Annotated in this window: 19 protein-coding genes, 1 tRNA gene and 2 pseudogenes; 11 read left to right on the forward strand and 11 right to left on the reverse strand. The window is 58.6% G+C overall.

Annotated elements, in window-relative coordinates; translation table 11 throughout:
* Window positions 1-79 precede the first annotated feature (79 nt).
* From SC318_RS03600 to SC318_RS03645, 10 genes are all read right to left on the reverse strand, one after another.
* The gene (locus tag SC318_RS03600) at window positions 80-937 is read right to left on the reverse strand and encodes a hypothetical protein (RefSeq protein ID WP_320429687.1); all 858 of its coding nucleotides are present in this window, start codon (window positions 935-937) and stop codon (window positions 80-82) included.
* Window positions 938-1,028: 91 nt separating this feature from the next.
* Entirely contained in the window at window positions 1,029-3,920 is a 2,892-nt protein-coding gene (locus tag SC318_RS03605) for a DUF927 domain-containing protein (protein ID WP_320429688.1), read from the reverse strand.
* Window positions 3,917-4,189: a DUF3077 domain-containing protein gene (locus SC318_RS03610; RefSeq protein ID WP_017478646.1), complete on the reverse strand. Its 273-nt coding sequence runs from the start codon at window positions 4,187-4,189 to the stop codon at window positions 3,917-3,919. The genes SC318_RS03605 and SC318_RS03610 overlap by 4 nt, the downstream gene beginning before the upstream one ends.
* On the reverse strand, window positions 4,186-4,470 hold the full coding sequence (locus tag SC318_RS03615) for a hypothetical protein (RefSeq protein ID WP_044286452.1): 285 nt from the start codon (window positions 4,468-4,470) through the stop codon (window positions 4,186-4,188). Before SC318_RS03615 ends, SC318_RS03610 begins: the two co-directional genes overlap by 4 nt.
* 530 nt (window positions 4,471-5,000) lie before the next feature.
* Window positions 5,001-5,306 carry a hypothetical protein gene (locus SC318_RS03620; RefSeq protein WP_106805475.1) on the reverse strand — a complete coding sequence of 102 codons (306 nt, stop codon included), beginning with the start codon at window positions 5,304-5,306 and terminating at the stop codon, window positions 5,001-5,003.
* Complete coding sequence (locus SC318_RS03625) at window positions 5,303-5,584, reverse strand: helix-turn-helix transcriptional regulator (RefSeq protein WP_154845687.1); 282 nt, start codon at window positions 5,582-5,584, stop codon at window positions 5,303-5,305. The genes SC318_RS03620 and SC318_RS03625 overlap by 4 nt, the downstream gene beginning before the upstream one ends.
* 100 nt (window positions 5,585-5,684) lie before the next feature.
* Window positions 5,685-6,542, reverse strand: coding sequence for a hypothetical protein (locus tag SC318_RS03630; RefSeq protein WP_320429689.1), 858 nt, complete (start codon window positions 6,540-6,542; stop codon window positions 5,685-5,687).
* 279 nt (window positions 6,543-6,821) lie between these two features.
* Complete coding sequence (locus tag SC318_RS03635; protein WP_320429690.1) at window positions 6,822-8,063, reverse strand: tyrosine-type recombinase/integrase; 1,242 nt, start codon at window positions 8,061-8,063, stop codon at window positions 6,822-6,824.
* Between the two features lie 166 nt (window positions 8,064-8,229).
* Window positions 8,230-8,306, reverse strand: a tRNA-Met gene (locus SC318_RS03640).
* 211 nt (window positions 8,307-8,517) lie between these two features.
* A complete protein-coding gene (locus tag SC318_RS03645; RefSeq protein WP_320429691.1) occupies window positions 8,518-9,069 on the reverse strand; it encodes an RNA polymerase sigma factor in 552 nt (183 codons plus the stop codon).
* Window positions 9,070-9,332: 263 nt separating this feature from the next.
* Here SC318_RS03645 and SC318_RS26960 point away from each other — a divergent pair.
* The 11 genes and pseudogenes from SC318_RS26960 to sctU form a co-directional block, all read left to right on the forward strand.
* A pseudogene (locus SC318_RS26960) lies at window positions 9,333-9,863 on the forward strand (HrpJ domain-containing protein); the annotation flags it as partial.
* 140 nt (window positions 9,864-10,003) lie between these two features.
* A pseudogene (locus SC318_RS03655) lies at window positions 10,004-10,402 on the forward strand (FHIPEP family type III secretion protein); the annotation flags it as partial.
* 37 nt (window positions 10,403-10,439) lie between these two features.
* Window positions 10,440-11,339, forward strand: coding sequence for an FHA domain-containing protein (locus SC318_RS03660; RefSeq protein ID WP_320431184.1), 900 nt, complete (start codon window positions 10,440-10,442; stop codon window positions 11,337-11,339).
* Window positions 11,336-12,694: a FliI/YscN family ATPase gene (locus SC318_RS03665; protein ID WP_320429693.1), complete on the forward strand. Its 1,359-nt coding sequence runs from the start codon at window positions 11,336-11,338 to the stop codon at window positions 12,692-12,694. Before SC318_RS03660 ends, SC318_RS03665 begins: the two co-directional genes overlap by 4 nt.
* Complete coding sequence (gene sctO / locus SC318_RS03670; protein ID WP_320429694.1) at window positions 12,681-13,109, forward strand: type III secretion system stalk subunit SctO; 429 nt, start codon at window positions 12,681-12,683, stop codon at window positions 13,107-13,109. The genes SC318_RS03665 and sctO overlap by 14 nt, the downstream gene beginning before the upstream one ends.
* A complete protein-coding gene (locus tag SC318_RS03675) occupies window positions 13,106-13,564 on the forward strand; it encodes a type III secretion system HrpP C-terminal domain-containing protein (RefSeq protein ID WP_320429695.1) in 459 nt (152 codons plus the stop codon). The genes sctO and SC318_RS03675 overlap by 4 nt, the downstream gene beginning before the upstream one ends.
* The gene (locus SC318_RS03680; RefSeq protein WP_320429696.1) at window positions 13,561-14,574 is read left to right on the forward strand and encodes a FliM/FliN family flagellar motor switch protein; all 1,014 of its coding nucleotides are present in this window, start codon (window positions 13,561-13,563) and stop codon (window positions 14,572-14,574) included. Before SC318_RS03675 ends, SC318_RS03680 begins: the two co-directional genes overlap by 4 nt.
* On the forward strand, window positions 14,571-15,224 hold the full coding sequence (gene sctR / locus SC318_RS03685) for a type III secretion system export apparatus subunit SctR (protein WP_320429697.1): 654 nt from the start codon (window positions 14,571-14,573) through the stop codon (window positions 15,222-15,224). The genes SC318_RS03680 and sctR overlap by 4 nt, the downstream gene beginning before the upstream one ends.
* A 7-nt stretch (window positions 15,225-15,231) precedes the next feature.
* The gene (gene sctS / locus SC318_RS03690) at window positions 15,232-15,495 is read left to right on the forward strand and encodes a type III secretion system export apparatus subunit SctS (RefSeq protein ID WP_320429698.1); all 264 of its coding nucleotides are present in this window, start codon (window positions 15,232-15,234) and stop codon (window positions 15,493-15,495) included.
* A 9-nt stretch (window positions 15,496-15,504) separates the two neighbouring features.
* Window positions 15,505-16,293 carry a type III secretion system export apparatus subunit SctT gene (gene sctT, locus SC318_RS03695; protein ID WP_320429699.1) on the forward strand — a complete coding sequence of 263 codons (789 nt, stop codon included), beginning with the start codon at window positions 15,505-15,507 and terminating at the stop codon, window positions 16,291-16,293.
* Window positions 16,290-17,387: a type III secretion system export apparatus subunit SctU gene (gene sctU / locus SC318_RS03700; protein WP_320429700.1), complete on the forward strand. Its 1,098-nt coding sequence runs from the start codon at window positions 16,290-16,292 to the stop codon at window positions 17,385-17,387. Before sctT ends, sctU begins: the two co-directional genes overlap by 4 nt.
* On the opposite strand, the gene SC318_RS03705 is transcribed toward sctU, so the two are convergent.
* Entirely contained in the window at window positions 17,388-17,750 is a 363-nt protein-coding gene (locus tag SC318_RS03705; RefSeq protein WP_320429701.1) for a transcriptional regulator, read from the reverse strand. It lies immediately after the preceding gene.
* Window position 17,751: the final 1 nt, after the last annotated feature.

The following is a 17,751-nucleotide window of genomic DNA, read 5'->3' on the forward strand; positions in this document are numbered from 1 at the left end:
CTAGGTAATTGATAGATCGCAAGTCTTCTTGAACTTAACAGGTCGAATAATCAGCCCGCGAGAGCGGGCTGATTCGGGGTTACGCTGCGAGTAGTTCCTCCAGAGAGATGTTACGCGCTAACGCTGCCAGATCGGAACGATCAAGTTTCGAATGGAAGGGGCCGAAGCGAGGCACTTTCAGTCCGGACAAAGAGTCGCCCATTCCCCCTTTTTTGTGGCTGATGGCTACTATGCGTGCTCCCAAAACCATCAGCCGTTCGGTTGCAGCATTCCACTCCTCATTCAGCGCAAAACCTACTGCACTCAGTGCTGTGGCCCTGGCTTCATCGCACCGTTGGCGGGCATTCGTAATTTGAGTCTCAAGAGTATCGAGCTCGACTTGCAGAGCACCGAGGATCAGGTCTTGCCTTCTGACCTGCTCGTCCGTTGTTGCCAGTTGCTTAGCGGCCTTTTGCATTTCGCCGCTTGCCGATTTTTCCCCTTCGGTATCACCACTGGCGAGGCTTTTGGCGTAGGACGTTGCAGCGTCGCGCTCGGCTTGTTGCGCCTTTTCCAGTGCTTGATCGGCTTCAGATTGAATCTCCTTAAACCGCTCACTCAAGTGCTCTCTTTTTCGCTCCAGCGCTTCTATTTCAGCTGTCGCATCGGACATTGCTTGGATGGATTCGACTTTGATTTGATCGTTTTTTTCTAGGCGTTCTAGGTGTTGAATCTTCCGATCAATTGCTGCTAAGTCGTGTGGTATCGCTCGTATACGAGCTTCGGCACTGGATATTTTATCAGCAGCTTCGCTGGCTTCAGGGCTTCCAATTGGGTTGCCGACAGCACTGAAACCGCGCGGCGCGTTACGCCATTCGGTTTCCAGTTGTGGAAGGCTCTGTTCCAAGGTTTCCAGTTCTTGAATCAAGGCGGCTTGTTGCTGTTTTAGCTGGTTCATATTAAGTTCCTAAAGGCGAGAGATTGATTGATTTTTTTCCGCTGGCGGGCCAGGCCAAGGTGAGCCTGCATTCCTCATGGCGGGGCCGTTGTTAGGCCGCCTGGGCGCTGTGATCACCTTGCTCTGGCACTGCGACAACCACATAGCAGCGCTGCAAGCCCAGTCCGGGTAGTCGCACTGCGGTTGAGGCTTTGCCGTCCTTTCCAGGCTCTAGAACACCCCTTCGCAAAAGCTCTTTGTTGACCGCACTCAGGTTCATGCCTCGGAAGATTTCGGAGCGCCATGCTTCCGGCAGCACGTAGTAGGTGTTGGTGGTGTGCAGGGCATCGCCCATGCCGTGTTCCATCGTCTTGCGAAAGCCCAACCGATCAATCGTGCGTGGGCCGTGTTCATCGATCTTTGCGGCAGCAGATTCCCAGCGGGTAAAGCGGCTTTCTCCGAAGCGTTCGATGACCTGGCGCAGTCGAGCCAGGATCGCGTCACCCTCGAAGTTACCGGCGCCGCCACGCTCGGCGAGCCACGCATGCAGACACACCCGTGCGGCGGTCGTGGCCGTGCCATCGGGCCAGCCAGTGACGCCGAAAGCGGTGGCCAACTCTCCGGCCGCTGCTGCGAGGCCAAAGCGCAGGGCGGCACGTTGGGCTTGCCCACTGGCCGATGCGGGTAGGTTTTGGGTGATGAACTGCTCCACCGTGCGGCGAATGATCACCGTCCATCTGAGCATTTCTCCTGGCGCGCACAGTGCGTGCAGGAAGGCGGTGAGGGGTGTGCCGTAGTATTTAGCTACACGGGCCTTGAGCGCATCGGAGAGGGCGGCTGCATCCTCAAAACCGTTCAGCACATCGAACATGCCGAGGCCCTTGCTGGCATCCGCTGGCACCGCAAGCATGCGCACCTCCATGCCCGCTTTCAGCTCCTTGTTGGCGTCCGCCATGTGCTGCGCCAATGTCTTCTCGCCGGTCGAGAGAAACAGCAAGCGCCACTCCTGTACCTGTCGGCCCGCTTGTCCTCGATCATTCGCCCGGGCCTTACCGGTGCCGTTACCGAGCATGTAAACCGTCTCGCCAATAATGCGTGGGTCACACATGCCAATTTCATCCAGCACCAGGAGGCCGTCTGAGTGCGCAGCGGCGATGGACTCCAAGGCGTTATCTGTCGAGCGCCACGAACGCACCAGACGCGGTCCGCCATAAACCGAGGCAGCGACCTGCAAGTGGGTAGTCTTGCCCCCGGAACTGTCGCCATAGAGATGGAAGCCGCCCGACTCATGCCCGAGCAGGTTGAGCAGAGGCCCTGCAAAGGCCACAGAGACGACAAACGCCAAGCGATGGTTACCAACGCACAGCGCGCCGATTTGCTGCTGCCACTGCTCCAGAGAGCCCGCCTCGCTGATCGGTGGCAACTGCGCACCGGCCTCATAAAAATGCAGGTGTTCGGCGTGCGAGCCAATCTGTTGTTCGGGCAATAGGAACGCGTTGTCGTGCCAACCCAAGCGCGTCACCAAGCGTGCGCGCTGGGAGCTGTCGAAGCCGCCGAGATAGCTCTGCAGGTCATTACGGGCATTGCGTCCTGATCGGCTTCCGGCAAGGCGTAGCCCCATGTCCACCAGCGGGCCGAGTACGTCCTTGCCGAAGTCGCCGGTCATGGTCCGGGCTGGAATATTCCAGCGTTTTTTGGCGCCGTCCGGATCATCGAACTCGACCAATAAACCCCAGTTGTGGCCCTTGTCATCGCGAGTACGGGCGATGATTTCCAGAGGCGAGCACACGGGGCGTTCCTCACCATCGTCGCCGGAATAAAACACCCCCTCTGGCGTCAGGCGAAAGCCGCCCGGCAACAGGTCATTTTTTTTTGATTTCGCAGGACGTTTGGCGGGAGCCTCGGCCTTCGGTTGTTGAGGTTCAGTTGGCTCAGCGGCACCGCCGAAAAACTCACCGCTGCGCACCAGCTCGGCGACGTGGGCAGGTGTCCAGCCTTTGGCTAACGCATCCGCTGCATCGTCGCCGTCTGCCCATTTTCCACCCTTGATGAGCGTGGGCTTTCCGCCTTTGCTGCTGGGCTTGAGCTTGAACACGTCGAGCGAGACTCGTTGTACCGAAGCGACGCCCAGCTCAATCAACTTGAGCTCGATGGCGTCCATGCAGGTCTTGCCGCTGGCATCGTTATCCGGCCATAGCACCACCGTGCGCCCTTTGAGTGGCGTCAGGTCGGCCTTGTGCCAAGAGTTGGAGCCGTTCGGCCAGCACGTGGCTACATGGTCGGGCATCAGTTCAGCGGCGGCATCAGCAGCCTTCTCGCCTTCACATAGCACCACAGGCGCATCGGCCCGCTGTTCCAGCTCATCCAGGTGCAGCAATGGCCGAGGTTCCGGCAACCCTTGCCAGCGCCATTGTGTGGTTTGCCCATCGGAGCGCTTGCACCAGGTCAGCGGTGCAAAGACCTTCCTCGGTTTTCCTTCTTCATCTGGGCCCAGGTCGAAGCGATACAGCGCCATGACTGGCTGACCCTGAGCATCGCGATAGATCCACACTTTGGACGGAACACCGTGTTGTCGGTGTTTGGTTGGACATTTGTTCATGGCCTCGGCCGGGATCGGTTGAGTCGCGATCCACTCCGGCGTTGCGCTTTTGGCCGGTGCGCTTTTGGTGGTCGCGGAACCAGCGGAGACGTTGAGCAGATCCGCCAGTTTTTTGCAGGCTTCAACGTCCGTGCCGCCGTCGATGTAGCGCACCAAATCGATCAGGTCTCCGCCCTTATCGCCGGTGGCAAAATCCGCCCAGGTGCCTTTGCTCAAATTGACCTTGAGTGAGCCTGCACGTTTGTCTGTACGCGTCGGATTAGGTGCTGTGTATTCCTTTCCGCCGTCGACGCGTTTGCCGTTCGGCAGCCAGTGAGCAAGCACACGGTCGATGTTCTTCAGGGCGGCATTTTTTACGTCGGCAAAGCTGGGGCGTTTTGAGGTGTTGCCGGTGCGCTGAGTCATGGTGCTGTCCTCGACTCAAGCAACGCCTCGTTCACGTCGTCGATCAGCGCTTTGGCCATCTCGCCGAGGTAGAACGCAGGCCAACTAAAACGCTCGCCCGCATCGCTGATGGCGGCGTCGAGGATCAGTTGATTGGCGTGGTGCAGAATCTGGGAGACGGCTTCAAGCGCGTCTTCCAGCGGGATACCGGCATTCACCCGAAACAGGTTTTGGCCGTTACCGTTGGCAGGAGAAAACTCGGAGCGGCCACGCGTGCTGGAGTGGGTCACAGAGCACCGCCTTTCTGGCCCATCGGCACAGAGGAGGCATCACCGTACATGGCGAGTGTTTTGATCAAGCCCAAGGTGCCGCGCACGTCCCAAATTACGGATGACAGCACGCGGTTCGAGAGCTGGGGTTTATCGCTGTCTAAGTGATCTTCCAGCAGCATGAGAACTGAATTGGCACGGTCGAGGGCACAGGTGATGGCGTCGATTGGCAGACCAGCTTCGGCGTCCTGGCTGACGCAGAGCAGATCCTCGGGTAGTGCAAAGCCTGGGAGCATGCTCATTGGGCACCCCCTGCGGCTTCCAGGGCGCGAGCCTTGGACATATGGGCGTTGTAACGGGAAAGGCGTGTAGCGAGGCTGGAGTTGGCGTGTAAAGCGGCGAGAGCCATTGCTCGATGAGCGGCGGCGCGAATTTTGGACGGATTGAGGGCGTGCATTTGGTGAAGCTCCTGTATGTGAGGAGCTGCCACTGATCGTCGCCAAACGAATTAGGGTGGCAGCTGTGCGCAGGTTGGCGAACCGGGCATACAGGACCCCGGCAGACCCGAAGGTCTCCCACGCACAGCCGCCATAAAGCAGGAATGCGGGCACAAAAAAAGCGCCTGCAATCGGTATGGGGGCGCCTGTGCGCCTGCATGTACTCGGGTCGCCAAACCCGATCGCTGAATTTGCAGCGACGGTCAGAGAGTAACGCCCGTTTTTTGAAAGTGCAACTGTGCGGATCGCTTGCGGATTTTTTCGATGCGGCATAAATTGATCAGGCATGTAGATTTACCTCAACGCCTCCGGTTGCCGCCGGGGGCGTTTTCGTTTCAGGCATGGATGTCCCAGCGAAGGGAAACAAAGGGCAACAGATCGCCTTCGAGGCAGGCGCGCGCATCCTCGTAGGCGTCGATTTGTTGGCCTTCGTCGACGATGATTGCTTGGGGGGCTTGGCAGGGAACTGACAATGCGCACCAGATTCCATCTCTCCATCGCATCACCATGACGTCCCGGTTAAGGCGTTTTTGCTCCGTGCGGTAGCGTTCAAAACGCTGCATACCGCGTGATGAGAACCCGACTTTTCTGAGTACAGAAAACGGCTGCAAGATGGCCCTGTTGGCAACACGACTTTTCATGCAGCCACCTGGTCGCGAGCATCTATGCGGCTTCGTGCCCATGTTTGGATTTCAGATAAAACCCAGGCTACGGGCGCACCGCGTGCGTTGCTGTTGCTCAATTTGACGGGCAGGGGAAAGCCGCTATCGGTGCGCTGCATGAGTTTGTAGATGGTGGAACGCTTCATGCCCACGATCCGCTCGACCTCGGGCATACGGATCAATGTCGACGAAGCGTCAAAGATTGGGCTTGGTGTGGTTGAGTTAAAGCGGGGAATTTCGGTGATAGGGGCTTTCATAGATCTTGCTCTCGACTGGTTAGGACTGAGAGCAATAATCTAGGTGTGGGTCAGCGGTGAGCAGTTCACTTCCAATTGAAATCCGATTGAAATTTCTGGCTTAGAGCACGAAATGGCGTTTGAGGATGGCATCAACTCTTTTGCGAGTTAAGGCTTTTTCAGTCTCGAGCGCAATCCACTCAGGCCGTTGTTTTGAAGGTTTTGCGACTTCACGCTGTAGCCAGGCATGTACCTTCGTTGCGACGTTACGTTTGGGCATCCCCGCTGCGCGGTAGTGATGTCCCTGTTTAACTATCGCAGCGTCTCGAACGCTAATCTCATCGTTACGCTCCATTCCGCTGATGATGCCGCCCTTTTTGCGGGCCACGCTATCAATCGCTCTCACGGCGATGGATCTCAGTTCATCGTTGTTTAGGCAGGGTAGGGACGTGATCGGTTCCAGGTAGAGGGTGTACTGATCGAGCACTTCGATGTGCTTGTCCGGGTCGACCTGCATCTCTACGAATTGGCAATACAGATCCCTGGGCCAGTCATTAGGAGGTTCAGAGACATGAGACCAGGCCTCTTGATCGGCTGTTTGCATCCAACTGGCTAATGTCTCCAGCGCTTTTACGGCACAAGCCATGATGTAGCCCGCATGAGCGTCGCGCTCCGACACTGAGTGATAACCGCTGTACATTCGTACCCAATGCGCCAGGCGTGCCGTGGTGTCGGTGGAGGCATACTGAAAAATGCTCTCCTCATGGATCATCGTCTGAATGCACATACTTCCGAGATCTTTCATGCCAGCGAGATCTTTATTGATATCGTCGCGGTGAATGCGCAGCCAGCACTGGTCGATCAGGTGGCAGGCGTCAGCGACCTGTCCACAGCAGAGATCATAGAGCGATTGTGCTGAGAGAGATTTGAGCAGGCCGCTGCCTAGCGCCGAATGCAATATGACTCGGTGATCAGTCATTGCCAGGTCTCATCCGCCGTGTAACCGAAAGTCCCACGCCCTGCGCTTGAAGGGCGGAGCCAGCGAGGGTCACTTGGCAGGCTCGGGCGAAACCGCCTGCCCGCAGCACCTGAGCGCTGACTTTTGCGTTACACGCAGGGGCAGCGTTACATCGGATGTACGCTATGTCGCTCAACTGTGTAACAGGTGTGGAGGCCAATGAAACCGGGCGTTTGGCTATGGGCGTTACACGAGTAACACCCGTTACACCGGTTTTAGAGGGGGGTTGAGTATGTGCTCTCACACTGTCTTTCCAAATTGGCCCTGCACCACATTGCTAGCCTCTAATGAGTCAAGATGATCGGCATACCACTGCATCATCTGTGTGCGTTGCTCAAGGTACTGAGCTTTGTTGTAAATCCCTCGAACACCTTGTGGCTTGTGGCTGAGTTGGGCCTCGATGTGGTCAGCAGGATAGCCGTGCTCGTTGAGGATGGTGCTAGCGATGTGGCGGAAGCCATGGCCGGTTTGGCGCCCTTCGTAACCAAGGCGTCTGAGCGCCATTAGGAATACGGTATCGCTGCGGGGTTTGGTGCGGTCGCTTCTACCGGGAAATAAGAGTGGGTAAGCGCCGGTGAGTTGCCGAAGCTCTAATAGCGCTTCGATTGCTTGAGTGCATAGTGGCACCAGGTGCTCACGACCTTTCTTACGACCCTTGCGCTCGACTGGAACGGTCCAGAGCTTCTTGTCGAAATCGAACTCTACCCATTGTGCCTCTCGGAGTTCGCTGGGGCGTACAGCCATCAGGGTCAAAAGCCTCAGGCCGAGCTGAACATCTTTGGCGTGGGGGTAGGAGCGTATCGCTCGAAGTAACCCCGGAAGCTCATCGGGGGAAACGTGGGCGTAGTTCTCTGTCTTTCCCGAGGACAGAAATTTATGCACACCCTCCAACGGGTTGTTAACGGCTCTGCCTGTTACGCGAGCCAGGTCATAGATATCTTTGCAGTAGGCCCTTACACGGCTCATCTGTTCCAGAATCCCCTGACGCTCAAGTCCTCTCAATAGCTCCATCCACTCCATGGACATGATAGAGGTGTAGGGACGTTTGCCGAGCGAAGGGAATACATGGCGTTCGAGTGCACCGAGTATTCTTTTAGCCGTACCAGCATCCCAGCCGCTCAGGCGAGACGTGTGCCACTCCCTTGCCAATGCTTCAAAGGTGTCGTTGGCCGCGTCGATCTCGGCAGCTTGGCGAGCTTTCTTGGAGGTGATCGGATTCTTTCCTTCCGATGCGTCTGCGCGTAGATCAGATGCTTTCTGACGAGCGAAAGCGCCGCCCACTTCCGGGTAGCCGCCAAGACCAAGCCATGACCATTTACCGTCCGGCTTCTTGTAGCGTAATTCCCAAGACTTTTGGCCGTTTGGCTTGACCCTGAAATACAGCCCTGGGCTGTCTAGTTCGCGGTATGCCCCGGCCTCAGACTCCAGGCTGGAAAGAGTCGTGTCAGCGAGAGGGCGTCGCTTGATATCGGTACGTTTCATCCTTGTATGCCTTCAGTTCAATTATTTCTGAAGCATACACGTGGGCATACACGGTGGGGAAGGATAGGGATAGATAGAGGTGGATAGCCAGAAACAAGAAAGCCCGCACTAGGCGGGCTTCTTGAGGTGATTCATAGACTGCTGTAGACATCTATGGATCGGTACTTGGTGGCTACACAGGGACTTGAACCCCGGACCCCAGCATTATGAATGCTATGCTCTAACCAACTGAGCTATGTAGCCAAGTGGCGCGCATTATTCGCGCAGAAGGGAAATGCGTCAAGGGGTTTTTTTAAGTTTTTTCTACGCTTTCAATTGTTTAACGAAAAATCGGCTCAATGGCGACGAGTGGCAGGTGGCCTCTCACCCCAGGAGGTCTTTGGCTACCGCGTGCGTAAAGGTCGATGCGTTGGGCAGAGATCCTTTTCGCCCAACGGTTTTCCTCTAGCGGGACTTACGGAAGCAACGAATTGCGTGTGACCCGTTTAAGCTGTTCGCGCGCCCGAGACAAGCGTGAGCGTACCGTGCCGATGGGGATGTCCAACGCATCGGCAGTGTCCTGATAACTCCCATCGGTTTCGAGCGAAGCGTACAGCGTTTTGCGCATTTCAATCGGCAGATGGTCGATGGCGCTCAGGGTTTTTTCCAGGCGTCGGTTGACTTCAAATTCCCAGTCCAGACTGTTGTGTTCCTCCTGGCCATGCCACAACGACTCATCGAACTCACAATGCACTGGTTTGGCATACATGCGCCTGAAGTGGTTGCGGATCAGATTCTGAGCAATCCCGCACATCCACGTGCTCAGGGTGGCCTGGCCGCTGAAGCGCTCTCTGTTGCGCCATGCTTCCAGGTAGGTGAGTTGCAGAAGGTCGTCCGCATCTTCGGGATTGAGCACGCGTTTGTGAATGAAGCGTCGCAGCTTTTTTTGTTGGTCGTCCGTCAGTTGGACCATGAACTGCGGCGAACTGCCGACGAGTTGAGCTAGATCACCAATAGGTATTTTCATGTAGTTTTCCTCCGGGAAGGCTCGATCGAAATGGTTTCGATGTGCACCCCTTTTGCACTGGCTGTGCCAGGCGCGGAAAACGTTCAATTCATTGATTTAATTGAATAAATATTTTGTTTGTGGGCTTTTTTATGCAGTAACTTGCAAAAACCTCACCGTAGATGTGCGGGTATTTTCATAGCCGCCGGCGCGAAACGCGTCGATGGAACCCAATCGCAGCGGCTTGCCACATAGGGACACAAACTTCCCATTCTGGCCCGCTCATGAAAGTCGAATCCTTCAACGATGTGCAGCAGATCCAACCTGCGGACAAACCCAATGTGAGCACTGTCCAAGCGCCCAACCGTTCGCTGGGCCTGGATGACATTGCGCAGATTTTCAGTGAAGAAGTGGCGCTCAACGCGCAAGCCCTGGGCCGGCGATCGATTGGCGCGAAAGTTTCCCCCGTCACAGAACTGGTGCAGATCTACGAGCAATTGGGGCACCCCGGCCAAGCCACTCTGGAAACGGTTGTTCGCCGGCTTAGGTTCGAGTTGCTGCGCAAGCCCACTGTCGAAAAACTGATAAGCCTCGCCGGCAGTGACCCGGCGCGTGCCTTTGTGGTGCTTCAATTTGTCGCCAACGAAGCGCGGACCAATGGGCTGACAGTAGAAGAGGACCTGGCACGCGGGGCCTTGAAGGCGCTGAGGCAGGGTTTCGGCGGGCACATCCAGGCAGGTCTGAATATCGCCTTGGCGTTGAAGGAGGCCAGCACTGACCCACAGGAGCGCCAGGACGTGCGTGCGCTTTATTACGCCTCGGTGGTCGTTCGCCAATCCTTGGCGTTGATGCTGCAAACGCTGTTGAAGATGTACGGCTTGACGGATTTTCCCAAAGGCGTCGACCTGATGACTCAGGCGCTGAACGGCGATATCGCGGCGCACACGCAGTCGGTGCCCTGGCTGACTACGCACGCATTGCCCTCAAGGCACAGATCTATCATCAGTACAGCGAAGCTGACGGCCTGCACGCCTGGTTACTCTCGCCACAGACCGAGAACATCTTGCGCGAAGCGTTGCGCCAGACCCAGAGCGGGGTGTTTTTCGCCCTCGATGACGACAACAGTGCGGCCTTGGTCGCGCTGCTCAACCAGGCCTTTGTGCTGCGGCCGAAAACCAAGAGCGTGCTGTTGGTGGCTCAGGATTTGCGCAGCCCGTTGCGCGCTCTGTTGCTCGATGAGTTCAACCATGTGCCGGTGATGTCATTTGCCGAATTGGGAAGTCACTCCAAGGTCAAGGTATTGGGCCGTTTTGACTTGGGTCAGGACGAACCGATGCGGGGAGCGGCGGCATGAGCGCCCCATTTTTATCCGCATCGAGGGCGGCCCCATGATGTTCGAGCTGCGGGTGCTGGATGGCTTGCATCAAGGCGCCGCGCTGCCGTTGTTTGGTGAACAGTGGAGCGTGGGTGCCAACGCGGATGCGGATCTGCTGTTGAACGATCCTGGGGTTGCCGAGCATCACGCGCGTTTGCAGCTGGCCGATGGCTGCTGGTCGGTGCAGGCCGAGGCAGGGCTGCTTAAAGACAGCAAAGGGCATGTGCTGGCGCAGATCGCCGAGCTTGCGTTGAACACGGTCTTTTCAATCGGCTCCGTTCGCTTGTGCGTCAGCCCTGCCGATCAGCCGTGGCCACAGGCACCCTCGCCTGCACCAGCCGCGTCTGAGTCTGCGGTGCAGGCGCCGCTCGCCTTGAAGCTGTCGTCCATCCCATCGTCCCAACAAAAGCGCTTGCTTAGCCTGCTGCTTGCATTTGCGGTGCTCACCGCCGTAGCCGGCATCATCTTCAGTGGAGAACGCAAGGCTCAGGCATCGCTGATGCCGCCAGTGATTCAAAAGCCCGAACTGGGTTCGCCGTTCGAGGTGCGCCAGCAATTGTTGAAGATGCTCAGCGAGCGCGAGTTGACCGCACGGGTCAGCCTGCAGGTCATCAATGGCCAGATTTCCTTGAGCGGTGATGTTTCCCAGGAGGACGCGGACCTGGTGGCGCGCATGCTCGACCGATTTGCCGGGCAATTCGAAACGGCTGTGCCGGTGATCAGCCGCGTACGCACGCGCGACGGCGCCTTGCCGTTCAAGATCGTGCAGATCATTGGCGGCCCGAATGGCCACGTTGTGCTGGAGGAGGGTACCCGGTTGTTCGTGGGTGACGAAGTGAATGGTTTGCGCCTGGTGCTGATCGATAACAGCAAAGTGGTATTCGACGGTGCGCAGCGGTACGAGGTGCGTTGGTGAGCGGCTCGTTGCAAGAGCGCCTCGAGGCCTGGCAACGCCAACAATCGGCGGCGTTGAACGGCTTTGCGCCAGTCACGATGCGCGGCCGAATACAGCGCGTCAACGGCATGCTGATGCAGTGCCGTCTGCCCCAGGCACGCATTGGCGATCTGTGCCAGGTGGAAAAGCAACCTGGCGATTACATGCTTGCCGAAATTATCGGCTTCGATCAGCAGGATGCAGTGCTCAGTGCCCTGGGCAATCTGGAGGGCGTGAGTGTAGGCGCTGGCGTGGAGCGCCTTGGCGTGCCCCACAGGGTACGTGTGGGTGACGACCTGCTGGGCCAGGTGCTGGATGGTTTCGGCCGGCCTATTGCCGGCGACGGACCCAGTGCGTTCGCAGAAGCAGATACGCCCGACGCAACCCCGGTACTGTGCGAGGCGCCGTTACCCACGGAGCGGCCGCGGATCAATCGCGCTCTGTCTACCGGTGTGCGCTCGATCGACGGCCTCATGACGCTGGGGGAAGGCCAGCGCGTCGGACTGTTCGCGGGGGCAGGCTGTGGCAAGACCACCTTGTTGGCCGAGATCGCCCGGAACGTGGAGTGCGATGTGATTGTGTTCGGTTTGATCGGCGAACGGGGTCGTGAGTTACGCGAGTTTCTGGACCATGAACTGGATGACCAACTGCGTGCCAAGGCGGTGCTGGTGTGCGCCACCTCCGACCGATCCAGCATGGAGCGCGCCCGCGCGGCCTTTACCGCGACGGCGCTCGCTGAGGGCTTTCGGCGCAAGGGCAAGCGGGTGCTACTGCTGATCGATTCCCTGACGCGGTTTGCGCGGGCGCAGCGTGAAATCGGCCTGGCTGCGGGCGAGCCGCTGGGGCGTGGTGGTCTGCCGCCTTCGGTGTACAGCCTGCTGCCGCGCTTGGTGGAGCGCGCTGGGTTGACGCGTGAGGGCGTGATAACCGCGATCTACACGGTGCTGATCGAGCAGGACTCGATGAATGACCCGGTGGCCGACGAAGTTCGCTCGCTGCTGGACGGCCACATCGTGCTGTCACGCAAGCTGGCCGAGCGTGGCCATTACCCGGCCGTTGACGTACTCGCCAGCCTGTCGCGGATTCTGACCAATGTCGCCGAGCCTCGGCATATCCAGGCCGGTACGGCACTGCGGCGGCTGTTATCGGCCTATCAGCAGATTGAACTGATGCTCAAGCTGGGCGAGTACCAGGCGGGCAATGATGCCCTGACCGACATGGCGGTGAGCAGCCGCCAGGCGGTGGACAGTTTCCTGCGCCAGGACTTGCGTGAGCCTTGCGCGATAGACGCCACCATCGACCAACTGATGGAGCTGACTGCTTATGTCCCATTCTGAATCGTTGCCGGCTGAGATCGAAACCTTGCGGCGTTTGCGTCGATACCGTGCCGATCGTGCCGAGCGTGCGCTGCGCGAGGCCAAGCGATCTCAGCAAGCGCTGGTGGCGCACATCCAGCAGGCGCAGGACCTGCTTGAGCAAACCCGCCAGGAAGAGGCACGCCAATGCGCACAACTGCTGAGCGAACACCAGGGACAAGTGGTGAGCTTCCAGGCGCTGAAGTCCTGGAACCGCAAGGAGCAAAGCCTGTCTGCCGGCACCCGGCGTGAAGAGGGCCAGTTGCACCACCTGCAAGGGCAGCAGGAACAGCGTGAAGTAGAGGTAGGTAGGGCGCAGAAGCATGTCACCGCGTGCCTGCGTCAAGTCGAAAAACTCCAGGAGCTGGCCAATTTGCTCACGCAGGAATCGCTATGACCTCCATTTCAGCCAACACGTCTGAACGCCAACGTCGACGCGATCCTCGCGAGGACCGTGTCCACGAGGTGGGCGCGCCTGTGCCTTTGGAGCAGCGCCAGCTCTTTACCCAATTGTTCGGTGATGACGAACAGGATTCGGGCCGCAGCGCCTCACACGCCGGCATCAAGGCATCTGGCGATCGGGTCATGGTCGAGGCGCTGACCGAGCAGTTGGTACCTCGGCTGCAAGGCGTTTCAGCGTGGCCGCTGACGGTGGCCATGTACTTGCCGCGTCTGGGACGGATCAGTGCGCGTATTCGTCGGGAAAGGGCTGGGTGGAATATCGAGCTTGAGGCGCAGCAGAACGCAACGGCAAGCTGGCTCTACGGCGTACGGCACCAATGTGAGCAGAGGCTCGCCTCAGGCCTGGCACTCCCGGTGGAGCTGTGCGTGGCGAATGCGGCGCCGGCATGATGTTGCCATCTCTTGCCTTGCCCCGGGTGAGGGCCGACGCAGTGGCCGCGCGGCGGCGGCTGGGGCGCGGGTTGCGTTTACCGTTCCAGGTTGCCGAGCAGCGGGGTGAATTGCGCCTCGAGCCTGGCAATGAGCCGTTTGGTGTTCAGTCATTGTGCTTCGAAACCACCTGCGGGGTCCTGGCGCTCAGCGAGCCGGGACCGCAATTGAGCTTGATGGGCGAGTGCCCGGTGACATTGGCCCAGGCCGGCAATGATCCGGATTCCTGGTTCTGGGCCTTGCTTCAGCACTACCTGAGCCCGCAGATAAGCGCGCTGTTCGGTTATGTGCGGCTCGTGGATACCGACCGCCCCACGGGGTTTGGCTGCCGGCTCAGCGTGAGCCTGGGAGCTTCGCGAGTGGTGGGCTATGTGTGGCTGGCTCCTGACAGTTTGCTCGCTCTGTGCGAGGCCGCCCCATGGTGCTCTATCGCAGCCCCCCTGCCAGCGCAGTTCCAACTGGCGGTTGCCGTCACCCTGGGGCGCATGCGCCTGACCATTGCACAAGTGCGCGGCCTGCACGCCGGTGATGTGCTGGTTCCCGAACTCGCGCTGTTTCAGGCGCAGGGCAGCGGGTATGTCCAGGTGGGCAGGCACCGGCTGCGGGGCGTTATTGACGATGAAAACGGGACTATGTGCCTGACTCTTTCTTCTATCGAGGACACGTCTGTGGACGACAATTTTGCAGCGCATGCCTACTCCGAGGATGCGCAGGATGAGCCGGTGGTGGATATCTTTGGCCACGAGCCCTTTGACGAGTTGAGTATGGCGCTGAATGTTCGCTGCGGCACACTGAACCTCACGCTGGGCGAATTGCGCAATCTGGGGCCAGGCTCCGTGCTGGGCCTTACCGGTTACGCGCCTGGCCTGGCAGGCCTGTACTACGGCGATCGGCCGATTGGGCAGGGGCAGTTGGTGGAGGTCGACGGCCGCCTGGGCTTGCAATTGTCCCGCGTGCTTTTCGGTCGATGATACTTCAGGGGCTGGACCCCCTCGTTCTGGCACTGTTCCTTGCCACGCTGACGCTGATGCCCATGCTGTTGATCATCTGCACATCGTTTTTGAAGATCGTGATTGTGCTGATGATTACCCGCAATGCCATCGGCGTGCAGCAGGTGCCGCCAAGCATGGCTATCAACGGCATCGCATTGGCCGCGACGCTGTTTATCATGGCGCCGGTGGGCCATGAGATCGCTGAAAGCCTCAAGACCGCTCCGCTGGACACGAGCAATGTGCAGATGGTGTTGCAGACAGGCGCAGAGGCCATCAAGCCCTTGCGTGCATTCATGCTGCGCAATGTCGACCCCGACGTGCTCACCCACCTGTTGGAGAATACCCACCGCCTCTGGCCCGCGCAGATGGCCCAGGAGGTCCAGCGTGAAGATCTGATCCTGCTGGTTCCTGCCTTTGTCTTGTCGCAACTGCAGGCGGGGTTCGAGATCGGCTTTCTGATCTACATACCCTTTATCGTGATTGATCTGATTGTCTCCAACCTCTTATTGGCGCTGGGCATGCAGATGGTTTCCCCCATGACCATTTCCCTGCCGCTCAAATTGCTGCTGTTTGTGATGGTGTCCGGCTGGTCGCGGCTGCTCGACAGCCTGTTCCTTTCTTATCTCTGAGCCGACTATGGACCCGATCGTATTGTTCAAGCAGGGCATGTTGCTGGTCGTGGTATTGACCGCACCACCGCTGATCGTGGCTGTGGTAGTGGGCGTGCTGACCTCGCTGGTCCAGGCGCTGATGCAGGTGCAGGATCAGACGCTGCCGTTCGGCATCAAGCTGGTGGCGGTGGGGGTCACGCTGATCATGACCGGACGCTGGATCGGCGTGGAGTTGATCCAGTTGATCAACCTGACGTTCGACATGATCGGCCGCTCGGCCCTCCACTGAGGTTGCTCTGTGCTGTTGTATCTCGAGTTTCTGCCCAGTCTGGTGATCGCCATGGCGCGCATCTATCCCTGCGCGTTACTGGTCGCGGCCTTCAGTTTTCAACATATTCGTGGCATGCCCCGGCACACGATCGTGATGGTCATTGCACTGATCCCCGCGCCAGGCATCCATGCCGCATTGGAGGGGCTGGATTACTCGGCGCTCATGCTCGCCGCCCTGGCGCTCAAGGAGGTGGCCCTTGGGGTGTTGCTGGGCGTGTTGCTGTCGATGCCGTTCTGGATGTTCGAGTCGGTGGGCGCGCTGCTGGATAACCAGCGAGGCGCGTTGGCCGGAGGCCAGCTCAACCCATCGCTGGGCCCGGATGCAACGCCCATCGGACACATGCTCAAGCAGCTGGCGATTTTTCTGTTGATGATCAGTCTGGGGCTTGGCGCACTGACCCAGGTGATCTGGGATAGCTACCTGATCTGGCCACCGACGGTGTGGTTCCCGCTGCCGGGGCCCAATGGGTTCAGCGTATTTATTGCGCTGCTCGGGGATACGTTCATGCACATGATGCTTTACGCCGCACCCTTCATCGCCGTGTTGCTGTTGCTGGAGTTCGGCATCGCGCTGCTGGGGGTCTACAGTCAGCAATTGCAGGTGAGTACGCTGGCTCCGCCAGTCAAGAGCCTGGCGGGTATTGGTGTTCTCTTGCTGTATTTTGCGTTGTTGCAGGATTTGATCGTCGGGCGCATGAGCCTGCTGGGTGGCCTCAAGCACTCCCTTGGGCTGTTGTTCAAGGTAGTGATGCCATGAGTGACTCGGGAGAGAAAAAACACCCTGCCTCGGCCAAAAAGCTGCGTGACCAGCGTAAGAAAGGCCAGGTCTCCCAGAGCCAGGATGTGGGTAAGTTACTGGCGCTGGCCGCTATCAGCGAAATCGCGTTGTATACCGCCCAACGCAGTTTGCAACGTTTCGAACACCTGATGGTGTTACCGATCTCACGGATCAATCAGCCCTTTGTGCGAGCGCTGGAAGAAGTGCTGTTCGATGGGGTGACCGTATTTTTATCGTTCGCCTTGTTGATGGTTGGGGTCGCGATTGCCACGAAACTGATCAGCAGCTGGATGCAGATCGGCTTTCTGTTCGCTCCGGATGCCCTCAAGCTCGATTTCAATCGGGTAAACCCCATGAGCCAGCTCAAGCAAATGTTCTCCGCCCAGTCGGTGATGAACCTGTTGATGAGCGTGGCCAAGGCGTTTCTGTTGGGGCTGATTGTGTACCTGGTGGTCTGGCCCTCTCTGGGCACCCTGATCAATCTGGCCAACAGCGATCTGCAAAGTTACCTGTTGGCGCTGATTGCACTGTTTCGCTATCTGCTCCATGCCTGTCTCGGATTGCTGCTGGTGTTGGCGCTGATCGACCTGACCCTGCAAAAGTATTTCTTTGCCAAGCGTATGCGCATGACCCAGGTCGAAGTGGTCAAGGAGTACAAAGACATGGAGGGCGACCCTCACGTCAAGGGCCAGCGCCGTTCGCTGGCGTATCAGCTGGCGCAGGAAGAACCCAAGGTCAAGTTGCCCAAGCTGGAGGAGTCGGACATGCTGGTCGTCAACCCGACTCACTTTGCCGTCGCCTTGTATTACCGTCGCGGCAAAACGCCGTTGCCGCAGTTGGTGGCCAAGGGCACGGATGCACAGGCGCGCAAGTTGATCGACCGCGCCAAGGCGGCGGATGTTCCGGTCATTCAGTGCGTGTGGCTGGCTCGGACCCTTTACGAGAAAAAGCTCGGTGCGCCGATTCCCCGCGAAACGTTGCAGGCTGTGGCGTTGATCTACCGTACCTTGCGTGAGCTGGACGACGAAGCCAAGCGTGAAACCCTCACATTGCCGGAGCTCGAGCAGCGCTGATCAGCGTGTGGCCGAAAGGTCCAGAGCGTGCAAGTTGGCCAGAGACAGCATCCGGCTGAGCATTTTATCCAGCGCCTGGGGCTGTGTGGGCAGGGCGTGCCAGATAACCAGCGCGCCCTGTTTGTCCAGATAGAGGTAACAGCCGTCAAACGCCAGCGCCTGTTCAAAGCGACGCTCCAGTACCCGCTCCAACTGTCCAGCTTGCAGGGCCACGCGTTCGATTTGCAAGGCCACGCCCTTGCGTGTGCCCGCATCGCTCGAGCGCAATGCAATCCCCGGACACAACTGCTGATGAGCGGGGCGGCCGCTCACCAGGTCGTCGATGAGCATCTGGCGGTTCAGAGGGTCTGTCGATGCCCCCATG

Source organism: Pseudomonas sp. MUP55, assembly GCF_034043515.1.
GTDB lineage: Bacteria > Pseudomonadota > Gammaproteobacteria > Pseudomonadales > Pseudomonadaceae > Aquipseudomonas.